At 59.8% G+C, this 17,633-nt stretch carries 20 protein-coding genes and 2 pseudogenes; 14 read left to right on the forward strand and 8 right to left on the reverse strand.

The features are described from left to right. Positions 1-119 precede the first annotated feature (119 nt). Positions 120-647, reverse strand: coding sequence for a DUF3087 domain-containing protein (locus ACYZT7_RS20190; protein WP_462037951.1), 528 nt, complete (start codon positions 645-647; stop codon positions 120-122). A 211-nt stretch (positions 648-858) separates the two neighbouring features. On the opposite strand from ACYZT7_RS20190, the gene ppnN reads away from it, so the two are divergent. Together ppnN and ACYZT7_RS20200 are read left to right on the forward strand one after the other, a co-directional pair. Then, complete coding sequence (gene ppnN / locus ACYZT7_RS20195) at positions 859-2,232, forward strand: nucleotide 5'-monophosphate nucleosidase PpnN (protein WP_282377853.1); 1,374 nt, start codon at positions 859-861, stop codon at positions 2,230-2,232. 79 nt (positions 2,233-2,311) lie between these two features. Beyond that, on the forward strand, positions 2,312-2,770 hold the full coding sequence (locus ACYZT7_RS20200; protein ID WP_462037952.1) for an NUDIX hydrolase: 459 nt from the start codon (positions 2,312-2,314) through the stop codon (positions 2,768-2,770). A 59-nt stretch (positions 2,771-2,829) separates the two neighbouring features. Here the strand turns inward: ACYZT7_RS20200 and ACYZT7_RS20205 are convergent. Further along, a pseudogene (locus tag ACYZT7_RS20205) lies at positions 2,830-3,410 on the reverse strand (alpha/beta fold hydrolase); the annotation flags it as partial. A gap of 5 nt (positions 3,411-3,415) precedes the next feature. Here ACYZT7_RS20205 and ACYZT7_RS20210 point away from each other — a divergent pair. Both ACYZT7_RS20210 and ACYZT7_RS20215 read left to right on the forward strand, forming a co-directional pair. After that, positions 3,416-3,568, forward strand: a pseudogene (locus ACYZT7_RS20210) (winged helix-turn-helix domain-containing protein); the annotation flags it as partial. A gap of 296 nt (positions 3,569-3,864) precedes the next feature. Then, positions 3,865-4,089, forward strand: a complete 225-nt coding sequence (locus tag ACYZT7_RS20215; protein ID WP_462037953.1) for a hypothetical protein — start codon at positions 3,865-3,867, stop codon at positions 4,087-4,089. A 129-nt stretch (positions 4,090-4,218) separates the two neighbouring features. On the opposite strand, the gene ACYZT7_RS20220 is transcribed toward ACYZT7_RS20215, so the two are convergent. Both ACYZT7_RS20220 and ACYZT7_RS20225 read right to left on the reverse strand, forming a co-directional pair. Beyond that, entirely contained in the window at positions 4,219-5,658 is a 1,440-nt protein-coding gene (locus ACYZT7_RS20220) for an FAD/NAD(P)-binding protein (RefSeq protein ID WP_462037954.1), read from the reverse strand. A 77-nt stretch (positions 5,659-5,735) separates the two neighbouring features. Further along, positions 5,736-6,299: a helix-turn-helix domain-containing protein gene (locus tag ACYZT7_RS20225; protein ID WP_449643936.1), complete on the reverse strand. Its 564-nt coding sequence runs from the start codon at positions 6,297-6,299 to the stop codon at positions 5,736-5,738. Here ACYZT7_RS20225 and ACYZT7_RS20230 point away from each other — a divergent pair. The 7 genes from ACYZT7_RS20230 (at position 6,279) to ACYZT7_RS20260 (ending at position 13,655) form a co-directional block, all read left to right on the forward strand. After that, positions 6,279-7,319 carry a DMT family transporter gene (locus ACYZT7_RS20230; protein ID WP_462037955.1) on the forward strand — a complete coding sequence of 347 codons (1,041 nt, stop codon included), beginning with the start codon at positions 6,279-6,281 and terminating at the stop codon, positions 7,317-7,319. The genes ACYZT7_RS20225 and ACYZT7_RS20230 overlap by 21 nt on opposite strands. A gap of 272 nt (positions 7,320-7,591) precedes the next feature. Then, complete coding sequence (locus tag ACYZT7_RS20235) at positions 7,592-10,510, forward strand: monovalent cation/H+ antiporter subunit A (RefSeq protein ID WP_462037956.1); 2,919 nt, start codon at positions 7,592-7,594, stop codon at positions 10,508-10,510. Further along, positions 10,510-10,854, forward strand: coding sequence for a Na+/H+ antiporter subunit C (locus tag ACYZT7_RS20240; RefSeq protein WP_007986256.1), 345 nt, complete (start codon positions 10,510-10,512; stop codon positions 10,852-10,854). Before ACYZT7_RS20235 ends, ACYZT7_RS20240 begins: the two co-directional genes overlap by 1 nt. After that, on the forward strand, positions 10,851-12,536 hold the full coding sequence (locus ACYZT7_RS20245) for a monovalent cation/H+ antiporter subunit D (RefSeq protein ID WP_462037957.1): 1,686 nt from the start codon (positions 10,851-10,853) through the stop codon (positions 12,534-12,536). Before ACYZT7_RS20240 ends, ACYZT7_RS20245 begins: the two co-directional genes overlap by 4 nt. Next, a complete protein-coding gene (locus ACYZT7_RS20250) occupies positions 12,533-13,021 on the forward strand; it encodes a Na+/H+ antiporter subunit E (RefSeq protein WP_462037958.1) in 489 nt (162 codons plus the stop codon). The genes ACYZT7_RS20245 and ACYZT7_RS20250 overlap by 4 nt, the downstream gene beginning before the upstream one ends. Continuing rightward, positions 13,018-13,296 (forward strand): K+/H+ antiporter subunit F, encoded by a 279-nt coding sequence (locus ACYZT7_RS20255; RefSeq protein WP_008151692.1) that lies wholly within the window; start codon positions 13,018-13,020, stop codon positions 13,294-13,296. Before ACYZT7_RS20250 ends, ACYZT7_RS20255 begins: the two co-directional genes overlap by 4 nt. After that, positions 13,293-13,655, forward strand: coding sequence for a Na+/H+ antiporter subunit G (locus ACYZT7_RS20260; RefSeq protein WP_462037959.1), 363 nt, complete (start codon positions 13,293-13,295; stop codon positions 13,653-13,655). The genes ACYZT7_RS20255 and ACYZT7_RS20260 overlap by 4 nt, the downstream gene beginning before the upstream one ends. Before the next feature lie 57 nt (positions 13,656-13,712). Here ACYZT7_RS20260 and ACYZT7_RS20265 read toward each other — a convergent pair whose 3' ends face one another. The 4 genes from ACYZT7_RS20265 to ACYZT7_RS20280 all read right to left on the reverse strand — a co-directional run bounded on the left by ACYZT7_RS20265 (position 13,713) and on the right by ACYZT7_RS20280 (position 16,133). After that, complete coding sequence (locus ACYZT7_RS20265) at positions 13,713-14,150, reverse strand: DUF3995 domain-containing protein (protein WP_462037960.1); 438 nt, start codon at positions 14,148-14,150, stop codon at positions 13,713-13,715. A 174-nt stretch (positions 14,151-14,324) separates the two neighbouring features. Continuing rightward, positions 14,325-15,341, reverse strand: coding sequence for an ABC transporter substrate-binding protein (locus ACYZT7_RS20270; RefSeq protein WP_462037961.1), 1,017 nt, complete (start codon positions 15,339-15,341; stop codon positions 14,325-14,327). 118 nt (positions 15,342-15,459) lie between these two features. Beyond that, a complete protein-coding gene (locus ACYZT7_RS20275) occupies positions 15,460-15,663 on the reverse strand; it encodes a hypothetical protein (protein ID WP_449643925.1) in 204 nt (67 codons plus the stop codon). Continuing rightward, positions 15,663-16,133, reverse strand: a complete 471-nt coding sequence (locus tag ACYZT7_RS20280) for a hypothetical protein (RefSeq protein ID WP_461979049.1) — start codon at positions 16,131-16,133, stop codon at positions 15,663-15,665. The genes ACYZT7_RS20275 and ACYZT7_RS20280 overlap by 1 nt, the downstream gene beginning before the upstream one ends. 414 nt (positions 16,134-16,547) lie before the next feature. Here ACYZT7_RS20280 and ACYZT7_RS20285 point away from each other — a divergent pair, with 414 nt between their 5' ends. The 3 genes from ACYZT7_RS20285 to ACYZT7_RS20295 all read left to right on the forward strand — a co-directional run bounded on the left by ACYZT7_RS20285 (position 16,548) and on the right by ACYZT7_RS20295 (position 17,555). Next, positions 16,548-16,796 carry a hypothetical protein gene (locus ACYZT7_RS20285; protein ID WP_462041836.1) on the forward strand — a complete coding sequence of 83 codons (249 nt, stop codon included), beginning with the start codon at positions 16,548-16,550 and terminating at the stop codon, positions 16,794-16,796. Positions 16,797-16,954: 158 nt separating this feature from the next. Further along, positions 16,955-17,185: a hypothetical protein gene (locus ACYZT7_RS20290; RefSeq protein ID WP_462037962.1), complete on the forward strand. Its 231-nt coding sequence runs from the start codon at positions 16,955-16,957 to the stop codon at positions 17,183-17,185. Positions 17,186-17,315: 130 nt separating this feature from the next. Then, the gene (locus ACYZT7_RS20295; RefSeq protein WP_461963583.1) at positions 17,316-17,555 is read left to right on the forward strand and encodes a DUF2789 domain-containing protein; all 240 of its coding nucleotides are present in this window, start codon (positions 17,316-17,318) and stop codon (positions 17,553-17,555) included. The last annotated feature ends 78 nt before the right edge of the window (positions 17,556-17,633 follow it).

Genomic DNA, 17,633 nt, shown 5'->3' on the forward strand with positions numbered 1-17,633 from the left:
ATCAAACACCCCGTAGGGTGCGTAATGCCAGTCAGTTTAACCGCGAACCGTAGCAGCTGAAATGACTTAGCTGATGGGCATTAGCCCCAACTGAGCGGTTTCTGCCCACACCAGAGGTCCTACCGAGGCACCCGCTTCACGGCCTCGATCCAGGCCGGATTCAATTGCGTCTGATCAGTCTCGATACCCAGCGCTTCCATCCGTGCCTTGTGCTGATCCATCTCGCGGGTCAATTGGCTGTGATCACTGGAGTTGCCGTCCAACTCATGCATCTGGCTCAACCCCAGATGATAGAAACGCAGCAGCTTCATGGCGCTCGGATCCTCCTTCTCCACCGCCGCCGTCACCTGATGCATGACGTTGGTAATGCTCATCAAACTGCGCTTGAGCTGCCAGCCGTAAACTGCCGGGGCCATCCATTGCTGGGTCCAGAACGTGCCACGCATCAGCGCTACCATCAGCAGTACCGCCAAAAACACGCCACCGACGTTAAAGCGCAGATTGTCGCCGTCGGGCTCACCGAACAGCGTCACCGCCACGGTGGAGAGCACCATCGCCAGGACCAGGAAAATCAGGGCTATGATCACTGTGCTGCGTCGCGTCTGGCTTCGATAGCGTTCGGGGTTCTGCGGCTGTATTTCGAACATCGCGACGGGTTTCCTTGAGGGCATGGCTAAAAAGACTGCGGGGCATTATCGCCTCTGCAGGGGATTTAGCTATGCTGGGGCTGCTTTTCATCTTTTCATCGTCAAACGGGGAAATGGCGATACAGCGCAGTTCGTGCCATCTTCTTTCATGGATACATACCATTCGGATGCCAGTTGCCTGTATGAATGGCATCGTTTTAAGGATCATTGAATGACCCAACGACAAGTAATCAACGCCTCGGTCAGCCCTAAAGGCAGCCTGGAAACCCTTTCTCAACGTGAAGTACAGCAACTGAGCGAAGCCGGATCCGGCAGCACTTACACCTTGTTCCGCCAGTGCGCCCTGGCCATCCTCAATACCGGCGCCCATGTTGATAACGCCAAAACCATTCTCGAAGCCTATAAGGACTTTGAAATCCGCATTCACCAGCAGGATCGCGGCGTACGTCTCGAACTGCTGAACGCCCCGGCCGACGCCTTCGTCGATGGCGAAATGATCGCCAGCACCCGCGAAATGCTCTTCAGCGCCCTGCGCGACATCGTCTACACCGAAAACGAACTCGACGCCCAACGCATCGACCTGAGTACCTCCCAGGGCATCAGCGACTACGTCTTCCACCTGCTGCGCAACGCCCGCACCCTGCGCCCCGGCGTCGAGCCGAAGATCGTGGTGTGCTGGGGCGGCCACTCGATCAACACCGAAGAATACAAATACACCAAAAAAGTCGGCCACGAACTGGGCCTGCGCAGCCTCGACATCTGCACCGGTTGCGGTCCTGGCGTGATGAAGGGCCCGATGAAAGGCGCGACCATCGCCCACGCCAAGCAGCGTATCCACGGCGGCCGCTACCTCGGCTTGACCGAGCCAGGCATCATCGCCGCCGAAGCGCCCAACCCGATCGTCAACGAACTGGTGATTCTGCCGGACATCGAAAAACGTCTGGAAGCCTTCGTCCGCGTGGGCCACGGCATCATCATTTTCCCGGGCGGTGCCGGCACGGCCGAAGAGTTCCTGTACCTGCTCGGCATCCTGATGCACCCGGACAATGCAGGAGTGCCCTTCCCCGTGGTCCTCACCGGACCGAAACATGCCGCGCCGTATCTGGAGCAACTGGACGCGTTTGTCGGCGCCACGTTGGGTGAAGCGGCAAAACAACATTACGAGATCATCATCGACGACCCGGTTGAAGTCGCGCGCCAAATGACTCAAGGCCTCAAAGCGGTCAAACAGTTCCGCCGCGAGCGCAACGACGCATTCCATTTCAACTGGCTGCTGAAGATCGACGAAGGCTTCCAGCGCCCGTTCGATCCGACCCACGAAAACATGGCCAACCTGAAACTGAGCCGCAACCTGCCCGCCCACGAACTGGCCGCCAACCTGCGCCGTGCGTTCTCCGGCATCGTCGCCGGCAACGTCAAGGACAAGGGCATCCGCCTGATCGAAGAGCACGGGCCGTACCAGATACGTGGTGATGCAGCCGTCATGCAACCGCTGGATCAACTGCTCAAAGCCTTCGTCGCCCAGCACCGGATGAAACTGCCCGGTGGCGCGGCGTATGTGCCGTGTTATCAAGTGGTTGCGTAACAAAGCTAACGTAAGCTGTAACACAGCAAGCCGAAGCAAATGCTTCGGCTTGCTGCCTTCTATGGAAAGAGAAACAACCATGCGCCAACGCAACGCCGCTCGACTCCTCGTGATCAATCCCGCCCGTCAGGTTTTGCTGTTTCGCTTCCAGCACAAGGGAGATGCCTTGGACGGACGCGACTATTGGGCCACACCGGGTGGAGGCCTTGAGGAAGGTGAAACCTTTGAAGCCGCCGCCATACGCGAACTGCATGAAGAAACCGGACTGCACACCAACACGGTGGGCACTAGCGTGGCAGAGCGCAGCTTTTCGATGATGTTGCCCAGCGGCGAAACCGTCCTTTCCGTGGAACGCTACTTCGTCGTCTGCACCGATGAAGAACGGCTGACGCGTGATGGCTGGACTGCCGATGAAGCCCGGGTGATGACTGAACACAAATGGTGGTCAATCGCCGAGTTGAAAGAAACCGCTGAAACAGTCTGGCCAGAAAACCTGATCCAAATGGTGGAACAGGCCTCACCAGTGCCTGGCCAATAAAAATAATCTAATGTGGGGATTGCTTAATGCCTAAAGCACACTATTCGCGGCACTAATGCTCAGAGGTGATCCGCGTCGATCACTGCCTTGGCAAAGGCCTGCGGATCTTCCTGCGGCAAGTTGTGGCCAATGCCGCCGTTGATGAGTCGGTACTCATATTTGCCGGTGAAGCGCTTGGCATAATCCTCGGCCGCCGGGTGCGGCGCCCCGTTGGCGTCACCTTCCATCGTGATGGTCGGCACCGTAGTAACCGGGGCCTTTGCCAGCCGTTGCTTCAGCGCTTCGTATTGAGGTTCGCCCTGAACCATGCCCAACCGCCAGCGATAGTTGAAAATCGTGATTGCCACATGGTCCGGGTTATCCAGGGCCGCAGCGCTGCGGGCTGGCCGTTGCGAACAGTCTTGTCGGACAGGAAATGCGTGTCGCCGTAGCCCCGTGCATACGGGATCAGCACCCGGTAACCCTTGGCCGCCAACAAGGGCGCCACTTCGCTATAACTGTGAATGTCGTAAGGCCAACCGTGCAGAAGAATCACCACCGGACCATCGGCGGGGCCGACTTCGGCGTAAGCCACATTCAGCAACCCGGCGTTGACATGCTTCAGCGGGCCGAACGAGTCCGCTTTCAGGGTGCCGGCGCTGGTCACGCGACGCCGACCTGTTCGACCGCTCCATCGATTTGCTGGTGAGTCGTTTGCGCCAACGCTTGATGGATGATTCGCGCGAGTCGACCTACATCAAAACCGTGCGCAGCGAAGGCTACGTGTTCTCCTACCCGGTGGAATTCAGCATTACCTGAGGAGCGTTCTTCATAGGGTTTTGTATCCCTCTGGACAAGCACCCGCGACAGTACAACTGCGCGAACGTGTCGCGCTGATCAGCCCAAGCAATGAAGTACGCGGCGGTGTGGTCGTGGCTGAAAACCGTCCTGAATTCAGTTCGAATTATCAGCGGTGTTGATTGCCCGTAGACTGACACACCCCGCTGACGACGGATCAACGCACTCGATAACAACTATGCGTCAGGGTGTTTTTTCATCACGACGCTCCAGCACTACAGTGGCCACATCTTCTCCCCACTCTCTGGAGCAACATCATGAAAAGCATAATCAGTCTTGGTTTCGCCCTGTCGGTTCTTGGCGCTACCTCCGCCATTGCTGCCCCACATGCCACCTCGCAAATCGTTGCGGCCGCTAAAGTCAGCCAACCAGCCACACTGAACGTGAACACCGTCAGCGTTGATCACAGAGACAGCCAGGCGAGCAAACTCTACGTCGCTGAAAACCGCCCTGAGTTCGGTTCGAAGTATCAGCGTTATTGATCAACGGCCAGTGGCGAGGGGATTTATCCCCGTTGGGCTGCGAAGCGGCCCCTGTTTTTCCGGCCACACCGCGTCCAATGGATTACGACGGCTTCGCCGCCGAACGGGGATAAATCCCCTCACCACATGCTACAGAAGCGGCGTTGTTGTCAGGCGAACGGCGAGCGCCTTGGCCTGACTCGCCACGTCGGTCACTGCGGTGCTTTCCCACCACATCCCACGCAACGGTGGTCCCATGGCGAACAGACGGCTGGCGACGTGTTCATCGGCGCCCAACACCGCGCCATCCACCGCCGCCGCAATCCCCAGCGCCAACGGACCCGGCCGGACAAGTCCGCGCGCCAGCAGTTGCTGTGGCAACGGTCGGGCGACCCGTCGCCAGTCGTATTCGATGCCGCTGGAATTGATCAACGCCGCGGCGCTGACAACGGTGATTTCTGATTCACCACGACGCCGAATGCGGATGCTCACTGCTCCGTCCACTGAAGGCTCCAGCCCTTTGAACGACGCCGCCTGAATCCGCAATCGCCCTTCCTTGTGCAAGCGTTCCACCAACTCTGCACTCAACGGCGGCGAGCGGTGGTGGTGACTTTCCCACCACGGCCGTACATGCCGCACGAATTGCCGACGCTGCACGTCCGTCGCCTGATTCCACAAACGGCCGATGTGCGCCCGTACGGTGTCGAGCGGCGCCTGCCAGTCGATGCCTTGAGCGATGGCGTCTCGGCAATGCCGACGCAGTTCGCGCATCAGCTGACGTGGGGTACGAATGCTCTGATCCTCGGCGAGAAAATCTACCCAGGCCGGTGGCTGTCGACGCACGTGAGGCAGCAAGCCATGACGGGAAAACACTTCGATCGGCCCCCGATGCCCGGCCTGTTCCAGCGACACCACGGCATCGACCATGGTCAGGCCCGAACCGATGATCAGCACGGTCGACTGCGGATCGAGTTGTTGCATGGCGGCGACATCCCACGGATCAAGCGCAGCGCCGTTCAAGCCGCTGGACTCGGTCTGGGGCGTGCGCGCAGCGGGGAACATCCCGGTCGCCAACACCGCATAAACGCCCTGCAAGCGTTGCCCGTCACTCAACGTCATCAGCACCGAATCGTCCCGGGTTTGCAGGTCAACCACCTCGGCCCGGACATGCTCGACCGTTGACCCGTTCACGGCGCCCACCGCTTGCGCTTCAGACAGGCGCTGCTGCACGTACAGACCGAAAATCCCCCGAGGCGGGAACAATTCGCTGACCGGCACCTGTTGCTCGTCAGACTCCGACCAGCCGCCGGCCGCGATGTACTCGGTCAGCCATTGGGTCAGGTCGTCGGCGTTGTCCGGGTCGACGCTCATCCGCGCCGCATTGCCGTTGAGCGTGTGGCCCAACTCAACCGCGCTATAGGCCTCGCCCCGCCCCAGTTCGGCGCGGGGTTCGATCACCAGCACCTGGCGTTTGCCCGGCAGGCGTAGCAACTGCGCCGCAAGCATTGCGCCACTGAGGCCGCCGCCGACGATCAGGATGTCTGCGTGGCGGATGGCGTCGGTCGCCTGGCCGCTTTGAATTTCACTCATGCCGTTCTCACTGATCAGTGTTTACCTAAAAACAAGGCGTGCAGATCGCCCACAATCCAGTATTGATCGGCAAACAGTTAGATCACCACGTTTCGCACAAACCGCGCCGCCACCGGCCCATCGTTGCGATAGGCATGCGGCTGGTTGCTGGCAAACATGTAGAACTCGCCGGCGACTATCTCATGCGGCGTGTCGCCCAGCATCAACGTCAGGCAACCTTCGAAGACGTAGATTTGTTCACTCCAGCCCTCGGCGTCCGGTTGCGACGGGTAAATTTCCCCCGGTTGCAGGCACCATTCCCATTGTTCCACCTCACGGGTGGCGGTGGCTTTGGACAATAAAACGGCTTTGCTGCCAGGAATAGTCCCGGCCCAGGCCAGTTCGTTAATGCGGCTCGGGTCGCGGGCATCCGGGGCCTGAATCAGGTCGCTGAAGGCCACGTCCAGCGCTTCGGCCACACGATCGAGGGTGGTCAGGCTGACGTTCTTCTCGCCGGCTTCGATGGCCACCAGCATCCGGCGGCTGACTCCGGACTTTTCGGCCAGTGCGGTCTGGCTCATGTCGGCGGCGTGGCGCAAGCGTCGAACGTTTTGACTGACGTGCTGGAGGACCGAAGCCCGATGCGTGGAATCTTTGTGCACTATATTGCTCACTTGGTGGGGTTGGGCAGTATACTGCGCAACATTCGACGCATTGTGCGTCCCCCTCAGGTAGCGCGCAAGGTCATGACGTCGGTGAATATCTCTCACACTTCCCCCCGTTTCTCGCGGCTCAGCAAGGCCGAGTGCGTGCTGGTGCTGATCACCATGGTCTGGGGCGGCACCTTCTTGCTGGTGCAGCACGCGATGACCGTCAGCGGGCCGATGTTTTTTGTCGGTCTGCGTTTTGCCGCGGCGGCGCTCATTGTTGCGCTGTTCTCCTGGCGTCACCTGCGTGAACTGACGTTGTTCGAATTGAAGGCCGGGGCCTTTATCGGTGTGGCGATCATGCTTGGTTATGGTTTGCAGACCGTCGGGTTGCAGAGCATTGCCAGCAGTCAGTCGGCGTTTATTACCGCGTTGTACGTGCCCTTCGTGCCGTTGCTGCAATGGCTGGTGCTGGGTCGGCGTCCGGGTCTGATGCCGAGCATCGGGATCATGTTGGCGTTTACCGGGTTGATGCTGTTTTCGGGACCGGCCGGCGCTTCGTTAAATTTCAGCCCCGGTGAAATCGCCACGCTGATCAGCGCCGTGGCGATTGCGGCGGAAATCATTTTGATCAGCACTTATGCCGGACAGGTCGATGTGCGCCGGGTGACGGTAGTGCAATTGGCGGTCACTTCGGTGCTGGCGTTTTTGATGGTGGTGCCGACTCAGGAAGCGATTCCGGACTTCTCATGGCTGTTGTTGTGCAGCGCGCTGGGGTTGGGCGCGGCCAGTGCTGCGATTCAAGTGGCGATGAACTGGGCGCAAAAGAGCGTTTCGCCGACCCGGGCGACATTGATCTATGCCGGTGAGCCGGTGTGGGCCGGGATTGTCGGGCGGATCGCCGGGGAGCGGTTGCCGGCCATTGCGCTGGTCGGCGCGGGGTTGATTGTGGCGGCGGTGATTGTCAGTGAGTTGAAGACCAAGGGTAAGGTTGCTGCGGCTGAGGAAGAGTTGGAGCAGGAAACACAGCGATAAGCCGCCATATCTGCGGCGCCTGATAGATAGCTATCGCGAGCAAGCTCGCTCCCACAGGGTCTGAAGGTGTACATGAGTTTTGTGTACAACCACAATTCCTGTGGGAGCGGGCTTGCCCGCGATGGGGCCAGCACAGGCGAAATCGCACTTCCTGAAACAATGTGAATCAGGGTTTTTCCGTCTACCTTGTAGGATTCTGCGACAGCTTGGCGTTTGGCGATCCGGGAACTGGCACGTATGATGCTTCACAAACTTCCGCAGATTAGAAGCCTATGTCCCTGATAGTTCTACTGCTTCTGCCTTTTATCGGCAGCTGTCTGGCAGCCTTGCTGCCGCACAACGCGCGTAACACCGAATCTTTGTTAGCGGGTCTGGTTGCCTTGATAGGCACCGTTCAGGTCGCCCTCTTGTACCCGCAAATCGCCCATGGCGGCGTGATCCGCGAAGAATTCTTCTGGCTACCGAGCCTGGGCTTGAACTTCGTCCTGCGCATGGACGGTTTCGCCTGGCTGTTCTCGATGCTGGTGCTGGGCATCGGCACGCTGGTTTCGTTGTACGCCCGCTACTACATGTCGCCGGACGATCCGGTGCCGCGGTTCTTCGCGTTTTTCCTGGCGTTCATGGGGGCCATGCTCGGGCTGGTGATCTCCGGCAACCTGATCCAGATCGTGTTTTTCTGGGAGCTGACCAGCCTCTTCTCGTTCCTGCTGATCGGCTACTGGCACCACCGCGCTGATGCGCGACGCGGTGCTTATATGGCGTTGATGGTCACCGGCGCAGGCGGTTTGTGCTTGCTGGCGGGGGTCATGCTGCTCGGCCATGTGGTCGGCAGCTATGACCTGGACAAGGTCCTGGGCGCCGGCGATCTGATTCGCGCGCACGCCCTCTACCCTATTCTGCTCCCCCTGATCCTGATCGGCGCCCTGAGCAAAAGTGCACAATTCCCCTTCCACTTCTGGCTGCCCCACGCGATGGCGGCGCCGACACCGGTTTCGGCCTACCTGCACTCGGCGACCATGGTCAAGGCCGGAGTGTTTCTACTCGCACGACTGTGGCCGTCGCTGTCGGGCAGTGAAGAATGGTTCTACATCGTCAGCGGCGCCGGCGCCTGCACCCTGTTGCTGGGCGCGTACTGCGCGATGTTCCAGAACGACCTCAAGGGTCTGCTGGCCTACTCGACCATCAGCCACCTGGGCCTGATCACCCTGCTGCTGGGCCTGAACAGCCCGCTGGCCGCCGTGGCCGCGGTGTTCCACATTCTCAACCACGCGACCTTCAAGGCCTCGCTGTTCATGGCCGCCGGGATCATCGACCACGAAAGCGGCACCCGGGACATTCGCAAGCTCAGCGGCCTGATCAAGCTGATCCCGTTCACCGCCACCCTGGCCATGGTCGCCAGTGCCTCGATGGCCGGGGTGCCGCTGCTCAACGGCTTCCTCTCGAAAGAGATGTTCTTCGCCGAAACGGTGTTCATCAACGCGACAGCGTGGATCGAGATGACCCTGCCGATCGTCGCGACCATCGCCGGGACTTTCAGCGTCGCCTACTCGCTGCGCTTTACCGTCGACGTGTTCTTCGGCCCGACCGCCACCGACCTGCCGCACACCCCGCACGAACCGCCACGCTGGATGCGCGCGCCGGTGGAACTGCTGGTATTCGCCTGCCTGGTCGTGGGGATTTTCCCAGCGCAGGTGGTCGGCCCGTTGCTGGCCGCTGCTGCCCTGCCGGTGGTGGGCGGAACTTTGCCTGAATACAGCCTGGCGATCTGGCACGGCTGGAACGCCCCGATGATCATGAGCCTGATCGCCATGTCCGGCGGCATCGTGCTTTATCTGCTGCTACGTAATCAGCTCAAACGCGGGCGTTTCAAGTACCCGCCGCTCATTGGCCGGTTCAACGGCAAGCGCCTGTTCGAACGCAGCCTGGTGATCATGATGCGCCTGGCCCGTCGTCTCGAGCGGCGGATCAGCACCAAGCGCCTGCAAACCCAATTGTTCCTGGTGGTACTGGCGGCGGTGCTGGCCGGGTTGATCCCGATGCTCCACAGCAGCCTGAGCTGGGGCGACCGGCCGAAGATTCCCGGCTCGATCGTGTTCGTGACCCTCTGGCTGCTGGCGATTGCCTGTGCCCTCGGCGCGGCGTGGCAGGCCAAGTATCACCGGCTCGCAGCCCTGACCATGGTTAGCGTCTGCGGCCTGATGACGTGCGTGACCTTCGTCTGGTTCTCGGCGCCCGATCTTGCGCTGACGCAACTGGCGGTCGAAGTGGTGACCACGGTGCTGATCCTCCTCGGTCTGCGCTGGTTGCCGCGCCGGATCGAAGAGGTATCGCCGCTGCCGAGCACCCTGCGCAAGGCACGCATCCGCCGTATCCGCGACTTGCTGTTGTCGACCGTGGTCGGCGGCGGCATGGCGCTGCTGTCCTACGCCATGCTGACGCGTCAGACGCCGAACCACATTTCTTCGTTCTACCTCAGCCGTGCCCTGCCCGAAGGCGGCGGCAGCAACGTGGTCAACGTGATGCTGGTGGACTTCCGTGGTTTCGATACGCTCGGTGAAATTACCGTGTTGGCGGCCGTGGCCCTGACCGTATTCGCCCTGCTCCGACGCTTCCGACCGCCGAAAGAAAGCCTGCAATTGCCCGCCCAGCAACGTCTGCTGGCACCCGACGTGGTCACCGACCTGGTCAATCCGCGGCAGGCCAGCGACACCGCGCTCGGTTTCATGATGGTGCCGGCGGTGCTGGTGCGCCTGCTGTTGCCGATTGCGTTTGTGGTATCGGTCTACCTGTTCATGCGCGGCCACAATCAACCGGGCGGCGGCTTTGTCGCAGGTTTGGTGATGTCAGTAGCGTTTATCCTGCAATACATGGTCGCCGGCACCCAGTGGGTCGAGGCGCAAATGAGCCTGCGGCCACTGCGCTGGATGGGCACCGGGTTGCTTTTCGCCACGGTCACCGGGCTTGGGGCGATGGCGGTCGGTTATCCGTTCCTGACCACCCACACCTGGCATCTGGACCTGCCGGTGTTGGGCGATATTCACATCGCCAGTGCGCTGTTCTTCGACATCGGCGTGTACGCCGTGGTGGTCGGTTCGACCCTGTTGATCCTCACCGCCCTCGCTCACCAATCGGTACGCGGTCACAAGACCGCTGCCCTGCCTAGATCCGTCGCCACGAAAGGAGCCGTCTGATGGAAGAAGTCATCGCAATCGCCATCGGCGTATTGGCGGCGTCCGGGGTCTGGCTGATCCTGCGGCCACGAACGTTTCAGGTGGTGATGGGCCTGTGCCTGCTGTCCTACGGCGTCAACCTGTTTATCTTCAGCATGGGCAGCCTGTTTATCGGCAAGGAGCCGATCATCAAGGACGGCGTGCCGCAAGACCTGTTGCACTACACCGATCCGCTGCCGCAAGCGCTGGTGCTGACCGCGATCGTCATCAGCTTCGCCATGACTGCGCTGTTTCTGGTGGTGCTTCTGGCCTCCCGGGGCCTGACCGGTACCGACCATGTGGATGGCCGGGAGCCTAAAGAATGAATTTGATGCCGCACCTGATCGCTGCACCGATTCTGCTGCCGCTGCTGACCGCCGCCGTGATGCTGATGCTGGGCGAGAAACACCGGCCGTTAAAAGCCAAGATCAACCTCCTCTCCAGTCTGCTGGGGCTGGGCATTGCCGTGCTGTTGCTGCAATGGACTCAGGAGACTGGCGTCCCCGGCTCCATCGGCGTGTACCTGCCGGGCAACTGGCAAGTGCCGTTCGGTATCGTGCTGGTGGTCGATCGACTGTCGGCGCTGATGCTGGTGCTGACCGGGATCATCGGCGTCTGCGCCCTGCTGTTCGCCATGGCCCGTTGGGACGGCGCAGGTTCAAGTTTCCACGCGCTGTTCCAGATCCAGATGATGGGTCTTTACGGCGCGTTCCTGACGGCGGACCTGTTCAACCTGTTCGTTTTTTTTGAAGTGCTGCTGGCGGCCTCTTACGGCCTGATGCTCCACGGTTCGGGTCGGTCGCGGGTGTCGTCGGGGCTGCATTACATCTCGATCAACCTGCTGGCCTCGTCGCTGTTCCTGATCGGCGCGGCGCTGATCTACGGCGTCACCGGCACCCTGAACATGGCCGACCTGGCGCTGAAAATCCCGCTGGTGCCGGAAGCCGATCGCGGCCTATTGCATGCCGGCGCGGGAATTCTGGCCGTGGCGTTTTTGGCCAAAGCCGGGATGTGGCCGCTGAACTTCTGGCTGGTGCCGGCGTACTCCTCGGCGAGCGCGCCGGTGGCGGCGATGTTCGCAATCATGACCAAGGTCGGCGTCTACACCTTGCTGCGCTTGTGGACCCTGCTGTTCTCCGGTCAGGCCGGCGCCTCGGCGTATTTTGGCGGCGACTGGCTGATCTACGGTGGCATGGCGACCATTGTCTGCGCCGCCGTGGCGATTCTCGCCGCACAACGACTGGAGCGTCTGGCCAGCCTGAGCATTCTGGTGTCCGCCGGGATTCTGCTGTCGGCCATCGGTTTCGCCCAGCCAAACCTGATCGGCGCGGCATTGTTCTATCTGGTCAGCTCGACCCTGGCGTTGAGCGCGTTGTTCCTGTTGGCCGAGTTGATCGAGCGTTCGCGTTCGGCGAATGAAATGCCGTTGTTCGATGACAGCGATCTGCTCCCGCGTCCGATGGAATCCTTGCAGCCACCCAAAGGCATCAACCTCGATGACGAGCAGAAAGCCGTGGTCGGCCAAGTGATTCCCTGGACCATGGCGTTCCTCGGATTGAGCTTCATTGCCTGCGCGCTGCTGATCATCGGCATGCCGCCGCTTTCAGGATTCATTGGCAAACTTGGCTTACTCAGCGCCCTGCTCAATCCGTTGGGCCTGGGTAATGGCAGCGATGAGCCGGTTTCGAACACGGCGTGGGGCTTGCTCGCGTTGTTGATCCTCTCCGGGCTGGCGTCGTTGATTGCCTTCTCGCGCTTGGGCATCCAGCGCTTCTGGACTCCGGAGGAGCGGCCGTCGCCATTGTTGCGACGATTCGAATGTGTGCCGATCATCGCGTTGCTGGGTCTGAGCATTGCGCTCACTTTCAAGGCCGAACCGCTGCTGCGCTACACCCAGGCGGCCGCCCAAGCCTTGAACAACCCGCAGCAATACGTGATGGCAGTGCTCGGTGCCCGTGCGATTCCAAGCCCGGAAGCCAAAGCCGCGATCGCGGAGGTCAAACCATGAAGCGTCTGTTTCCGGCCCCGTGGTTGTCGCTGGCGCTGTGGTTGTTGTGGCTGGTGCTGAACCTGTCGATGAGCCCCGGCAATCTGCTGCTGGGCGCCGTGCTGGGGTTCTGCGCGCCGTTGATGATGCGCAAGCTGCGACCGCTGCCGATCCGCATTCGTCGGCCGGGCGTGATGGTGCGTTTGTTCTTTCTGGTCGGTCGCGATGTGGTGGTGTCCAACCTCGCCGTGGCCTGGGGCGCGCTCAACGCCGGTCGCCGTCCACCGCGTTCGCGCTTCATCAAGGTGCCGCTGGACTTGCGTGACGCCAACGGCCTGGCCGCGCTGTCGATGATCTGCACGGTGGTTCCCGGCACCGTGTGGTCGGAACTGGCACTGGACCGCAGCATTCTGTTGCTGCACGTCTTCGATCTGGATGACGAAGCGCTGTTCATCCAGCACTTCAAGGCGACCTACGAGCGCCCCTTGATGGAGATCTTCGAATGAGCGCATTGCTGTCGAACGCAATCCTGCTGAGCCTGTTCATCTTTTCGCTGGCGATGATTCTGACGCTGATCCGGCTGTTCAAGGGGCCGTCGGCCCAGGACCGGGTTCTGGCGCTGGATTACCTGTACATCATTGCGATGCTGATGATGCTGGCGTTGGGCATTCGTTATGCCAGTGACACTTACTTCGAGGCAGCGCTGTTGATTGCGCTGTTCGGTTTCGTCGGCTCGTTTGCCCTGGCGAAATTCCTGTTGCGTGGCGAGGTGATCGAATGAACGCTGAACTGTCTCTGTGGGTGGAAATTCCGGTGGCGGTCCTGCTGCTGCTCAGCAGTCTGTTTGCACTGATCGGCGCCGTTGGCCTGGTGCGGATGAAAGATTACTTCCAGCGCATGCACCCGCCGGCGCTGGCGTCGACATTGGGTGCCTGGTGCGTGGCGTTGGCCTCGATCATTTACTTTTCAGCACTCCAGTCCGGGCCGGTGTTGCATGCCTGGCTGATTCCGATCCTGTTGTCGATTACGGTGCCGGTGACCACGTTGCTGCTGGCGCGGGCGGCGCTGTTTCGCAAGCGCATGGCGGGGGATGATGTGCCGGCCGAGGTGAGTAGTCGGCGCACCGAGAGCGAGCGTTAGACGCAAAAAAAGATCGCAGCCGAAAGCAGCGATCTTTTGACCTTGCTTTACCTCAGATCAAATCCAGGCAACGGCCAACAACCCCGCCCCCAGCACCACACACAACGGCGAATAGGCCCAGGTGTCGAGCTGTGCAAACTTCGAATCCTTCACCTGTTTGAAGAACCCAATCAGATTCGAATCGCCGATCGCCCTGGCGAACATCAGCATCGCAATGGCGCTGATCAACCATTGCAGCGACGAGTGATGCACCGTCGGCAAATACAGGCCGACCCGCAAGCACACTAGCATCGCAATCAGCAGCAACCCGACCGCCACCAATAACGTGGCAAAGCCTGAAGGTTTGAAGGCCGGTCTGGATTCCCCGCCGCCCTCCGTGGATATTCGCGGGATCGCCGCCTCGCTACCCAACTTTCCACCCGCCGCCCAGTACAGGTGGATCAGGCTGATCAACAGGAAGATGGCAGCCATCCATTGCGCGATCAATAGGCTCATGTTCGGACTTCCAGCGTGAAATGTCGCAGCAGGATGAACTTCCTTGAACGATTTTGTAAGGGTATTCGTCATCGGCAATGATAAAGTGCCGCCCCATGAAACTCGCCCGAACTGATCGCACGCGGCGGTGCGGCGATCCGACTTGCTCGCGAAGGGGCCATCAAACTCACCGCATCATTTCAACTTGGCAGACACCTTATCCGCCACATCCTTGGGCACCCAGGCCTGCCAAACGTCCGGGTGCGCCTTCATGAACGCCTCTGCCGCCTGCCGTGGCGGGGTGTGTTTTTCGCTCATCTCGGCCAGCGCCTTGTTCAGCGGACCGATTGGCAAGTCGACCTTGCTGAAGAATTCGGCAATCTGCGGATACTGTTTCTGGAATGGCGTGGACACGCCGATGGACAACTTCGAGGCCAGTGAGCGCGTCGGTTTCGGATTCGGGTTGTCGGCGTCGGTCAGGGTCTTCCAGGCTTCGGCGTCGAACGGCGGCTCTTCGAGCTGAATCAGTTTGAAGCGGCCGAGCAATGGCGTAGGCGACCAGTAATAGAACAACACCGGTTTGCCGCGACGAATCGAAGAACTGATCTCCGCATCCAGTGCCGCCCCCGAACCACTGCGGAAATTCACATAGCTGTCGTCCAGCCCATACGCCTTGAGCTTCTGTTTGTTGACCACCTCCGACGTCCAGCCGATCGGGCTGTTGAGGAAGCGCCCCTTGCCCGGGGTTTCCGGATCACTGAATACCCCCTTGTAGCGCGGCAGGTCGCTGACACTGCGCAAGTCCGGCGCCAGCGGCTTGATGCCTTTCGCAGGATCGCCCTTGATCACATACTCGGGCACCCACCAGCCTTCGGTGGCGCCCTTGACCGTATCGCCGAGGCTCACGACTTTACCTTCGGCCTCGGCCTTGACCCAGACCGGACTGCGACCGGCCCACTCTTCGCCAATCACCTGAATGTCATTGTTGGCCAGTGCGGTCTCCAGGGTGATGGTCGTCCCCGGCAAGGTATCGGTCGGCAGCCCGTAGCCCTTCTCGACGATGATCCGCAGGATATCGGTGATCAGGCTGCCGCTTTCCCAGTTCAGGTCGGCGAAGTGGATCGGCGCCTGGGCAGCGAACACCGGAACGGGTGAAGCCAGCAAACCGAAAGTGGCCAGGGTAGCGACCAGCAACCGTCGAAATCCGTTCATGCTTTTGCACCTCGTGCTGTTCGCAGCAATAGCAGGATGGCCTGGCAGAAGACCGCAAAGCCTCTGAATACTCAGTCAACTGACTGTAGTAGAGGTTCCTGCTTTCGAGGGGTGTCAACTAATTTTCGGAAGTTTCCTGCAAGCGCGCCAGCTCTCTTCGTACCATGCTGGCGTACTCCGCCGGACGCAACGTATAGATCTGTGACGCCACCCAACCGAGCCATGCACCTTGCAAAACAGCCTTCTGGTCGAACAGCCGTCGAGCCTCGACTTGCGCGCTGGCCTGGTTCTGTACGTGGAAGTCGGCGCGGGTCAGGGTCATTACTCGCTGGCCTTGAAGGTGATCAGTTCACCTTTGCGCCACTTGGCAGCCTTGGCGGTAACGGCTTTCAGGGTTTTGGTCAGGCCTTCCTGCAACTGTTGGTGAGCGGCGAACACCATCACCACGCTATGACCTTCCTTGAACACGATCCCGTGGCCATCAGCGGTGGTGACGAACGCGTAATCACCCAGGCCGTAAACCGTGAGTTTGATTTCGCGAAACTTGATGTCCAGCTTGCCGCCTTCGCGACTGGGCAATACAGAGGCGCTGAAATGATCACCGACCTTGAGTTTAAGCCCAGGTTTGTCATCAACCACCAGCGCTTCTTCGGTGTCGATCTCGGCAATGTAGATGCCTTCAGCGTTCTGTTCGGTGATGTAAACAAAACGTGACTGGAACTGTTTAACCAGCTTTGCGCGCAAATCACCCAGCACGAACAATGCATGCATATCGAGATTACTTACTGCCAAGGAAACATCCCCACATCTGAAAATGATGCTGCACGCAGGAAAATAGCGCACAGCAGAAAAAAGCGGCAATGCCGAAGGTGTAGCCAAATGACCCGGGTTGAAATCCTGAAACGAGCAGAGCACTCATTCATCGCGAGGTTTAAGAAGACTACTGGAACGTCACTCACGTCGTCTTGCCTGGTATTCGTCAGAGGTTGAAGGAAAACGCCCTTCTAACGGCCAGATAAAACCGGACTACCAACCTTAGGGAGCAAACTCTTTAATAAAAGCACTTTTCCTACATATCGCTCGCAGAAAATTGCTTTAGATAAGCATCAATCGCCAACCAGTGGTGGTGATTCTAGAGCAGCGATGCTCATCGAGACTACCCAAAACGACGTACACACGTCGGTAAAACAACGAAAAGGACTTCCTATGTGCACGCTGACACACTTCGCTCACCCCCCGGCACCTTACACAAACTGCTCGCTGACCCTGCACTCGGTGATGTTTCAACCGCATGAATACCACCCTGAAGAGCCCGCCCGGCCACGCTTTCAGGTGTTTTTGGCCGGCAATGCCTTCTTCCATATCAAGGAAATTTCCACCGGCCGCGTCAGAGGTTTCCGCAGCAAGCATAACGAAGCCTGCGCCCTTGCCCGCTCTCTCGAGTTACGCAGTTGACGGTCCCGCTGAATTCGTTTCTATAGACGCTTCGTCATGCCGGCGACTTATCTCAGCCGCCGGCATGCAACTACTGCCATACTGCCCGACCAATGAAACCCGTCCCCAGGGCGGGCGGCGTTCAAAACAACAGAATATTTCCAAGGGAAGGCTGCAACGTGACGGAATTTGATATCGGCGAATTTTTTATCCGGGGCGAAGCCAGAGAAATCGAAGGCGAATTCCAGGCAGTCATTGTCATGCGCGCCAAACCACCGCTGACCACCGTGACGTATCACCAGGTCGAGAAGGATCGCTGGTTCAAGACCTCGGACGTCGCCGCCATTGCCGCCCAGGAAGCCGCCAAGGCGCTGAAGCTTGCGGTCGATGAAGGGGCATTGAAAGCCTGATAGTCGGTTTGCAGTCTATGCTCACTTCTGCTTTCGAACATCGCCATCGAACTCCTGAAGCGCGGTCCCTCAGATGTGTTGAAGCCGCCCCTCAGATCTCGCACTCGACGCGACCCGCAAGGAGATGAACATGGATTCACCTACACACGACTTGAAAGGCTTGTTCGACCAACTCGGTCTGGACTCCAGCGAGAAGGCCATCGACGATTTTATTGCCCGTCATTCCCCCCTGGCCGACGACAAGAAACTCATTGATGCCGAGTTCTGGACCCCGCAGCAAGCCGGCTTCCTGAAAGAACAATTGCGCGAAGACGCCGATTGGGCACGGGTGGTCGACGACCTGAACTTGCGAATGCATCAGATCCACTAGCCCAAATATCTTGACTGTGGCGAGGGGATTTATCCCCGTTGGACTGCGTAGCAGGCCCATGTTTTGGGGCCGCTTCGC

It is taken from the genome of Pseudomonas sp. RT4P38, from assembly GCF_054897765.1.

Excerpts from the sequence above, each read along its gene's own strand:
- ACYZT7_RS20270 (WP_462037961.1), bottom strand. The coding sequence starts at position 15,341 with ATGAACGGATTTCGACGGTTGCTGGTCGCTACCCTGGCCACTTTCGGT.
- ACYZT7_RS20260 (WP_462037959.1), top strand. The coding sequence starts at position 13,293 with ATGAACGCTGAACTGTCTCTGTGGGTGGAAATTCCGGTGGCGGTCCTG.
- ppnN (WP_282377853.1), top strand. The coding sequence starts at position 859 with ATGACCCAACGACAAGTAATCAACGCCTCGGTCAGCCCTAAAGGCAGC.
- ACYZT7_RS20220 (WP_462037954.1), bottom strand. The coding sequence starts at position 5,658 with ATGAGTGAAATTCAAAGCGGCCAGGCGACCGACGCCATCCGCCACGCA.
- ACYZT7_RS20255 (WP_008151692.1), top strand. The coding sequence starts at position 13,018 with ATGAGCGCATTGCTGTCGAACGCAATCCTGCTGAGCCTGTTCATCTTT.
- ACYZT7_RS20245 (WP_462037957.1), top strand. The coding sequence starts at position 10,851 with ATGAATTTGATGCCGCACCTGATCGCTGCACCGATTCTGCTGCCGCTG.
- ACYZT7_RS20215 (WP_462037953.1), top strand. The coding sequence starts at position 3,865 with ATGAAAAGCATAATCAGTCTTGGTTTCGCCCTGTCGGTTCTTGGCGCT.
- ACYZT7_RS20200 (WP_462037952.1), top strand. The coding sequence starts at position 2,312 with ATGCGCCAACGCAACGCCGCTCGACTCCTCGTGATCAATCCCGCCCGT.
- ACYZT7_RS20295 (WP_461963583.1), top strand. The coding sequence starts at position 17,316 with ATGGATTCACCTACACACGACTTGAAAGGCTTGTTCGACCAACTCGGT.
- ACYZT7_RS20235 (WP_462037956.1), top strand. The coding sequence starts at position 7,592 with ATGTCCCTGATAGTTCTACTGCTTCTGCCTTTTATCGGCAGCTGTCTG.
- ACYZT7_RS20275 (WP_449643925.1), bottom strand. The coding sequence starts at position 15,663 with ATGACCCTGACCCGCGCCGACTTCCACGTACAGAACCAGGCCAGCGCG.
- ACYZT7_RS20285 (WP_462041836.1), top strand. The coding sequence starts at position 16,548 with ATGTGCACGCTGACACACTTCGCTCACCCCCCGGCACCTTACACAAAC.
- ACYZT7_RS20250 (WP_462037958.1), top strand. The coding sequence starts at position 12,533 with ATGAAGCGTCTGTTTCCGGCCCCGTGGTTGTCGCTGGCGCTGTGGTTG.
- ACYZT7_RS20190 (WP_462037951.1), bottom strand. The coding sequence starts at position 647 with ATGTTCGAAATACAGCCGCAGAACCCCGAACGCTATCGAAGCCAGACG.
- ACYZT7_RS20265 (WP_462037960.1), bottom strand. The coding sequence starts at position 14,150 with ATGAGCCTATTGATCGCGCAATGGATGGCTGCCATCTTCCTGTTGATC.
- ACYZT7_RS20240 (WP_007986256.1), top strand. The coding sequence starts at position 10,510 with ATGGAAGAAGTCATCGCAATCGCCATCGGCGTATTGGCGGCGTCCGGG.
- ACYZT7_RS20230 (WP_462037955.1), top strand. The coding sequence starts at position 6,279 with ATGCGTGGAATCTTTGTGCACTATATTGCTCACTTGGTGGGGTTGGGC.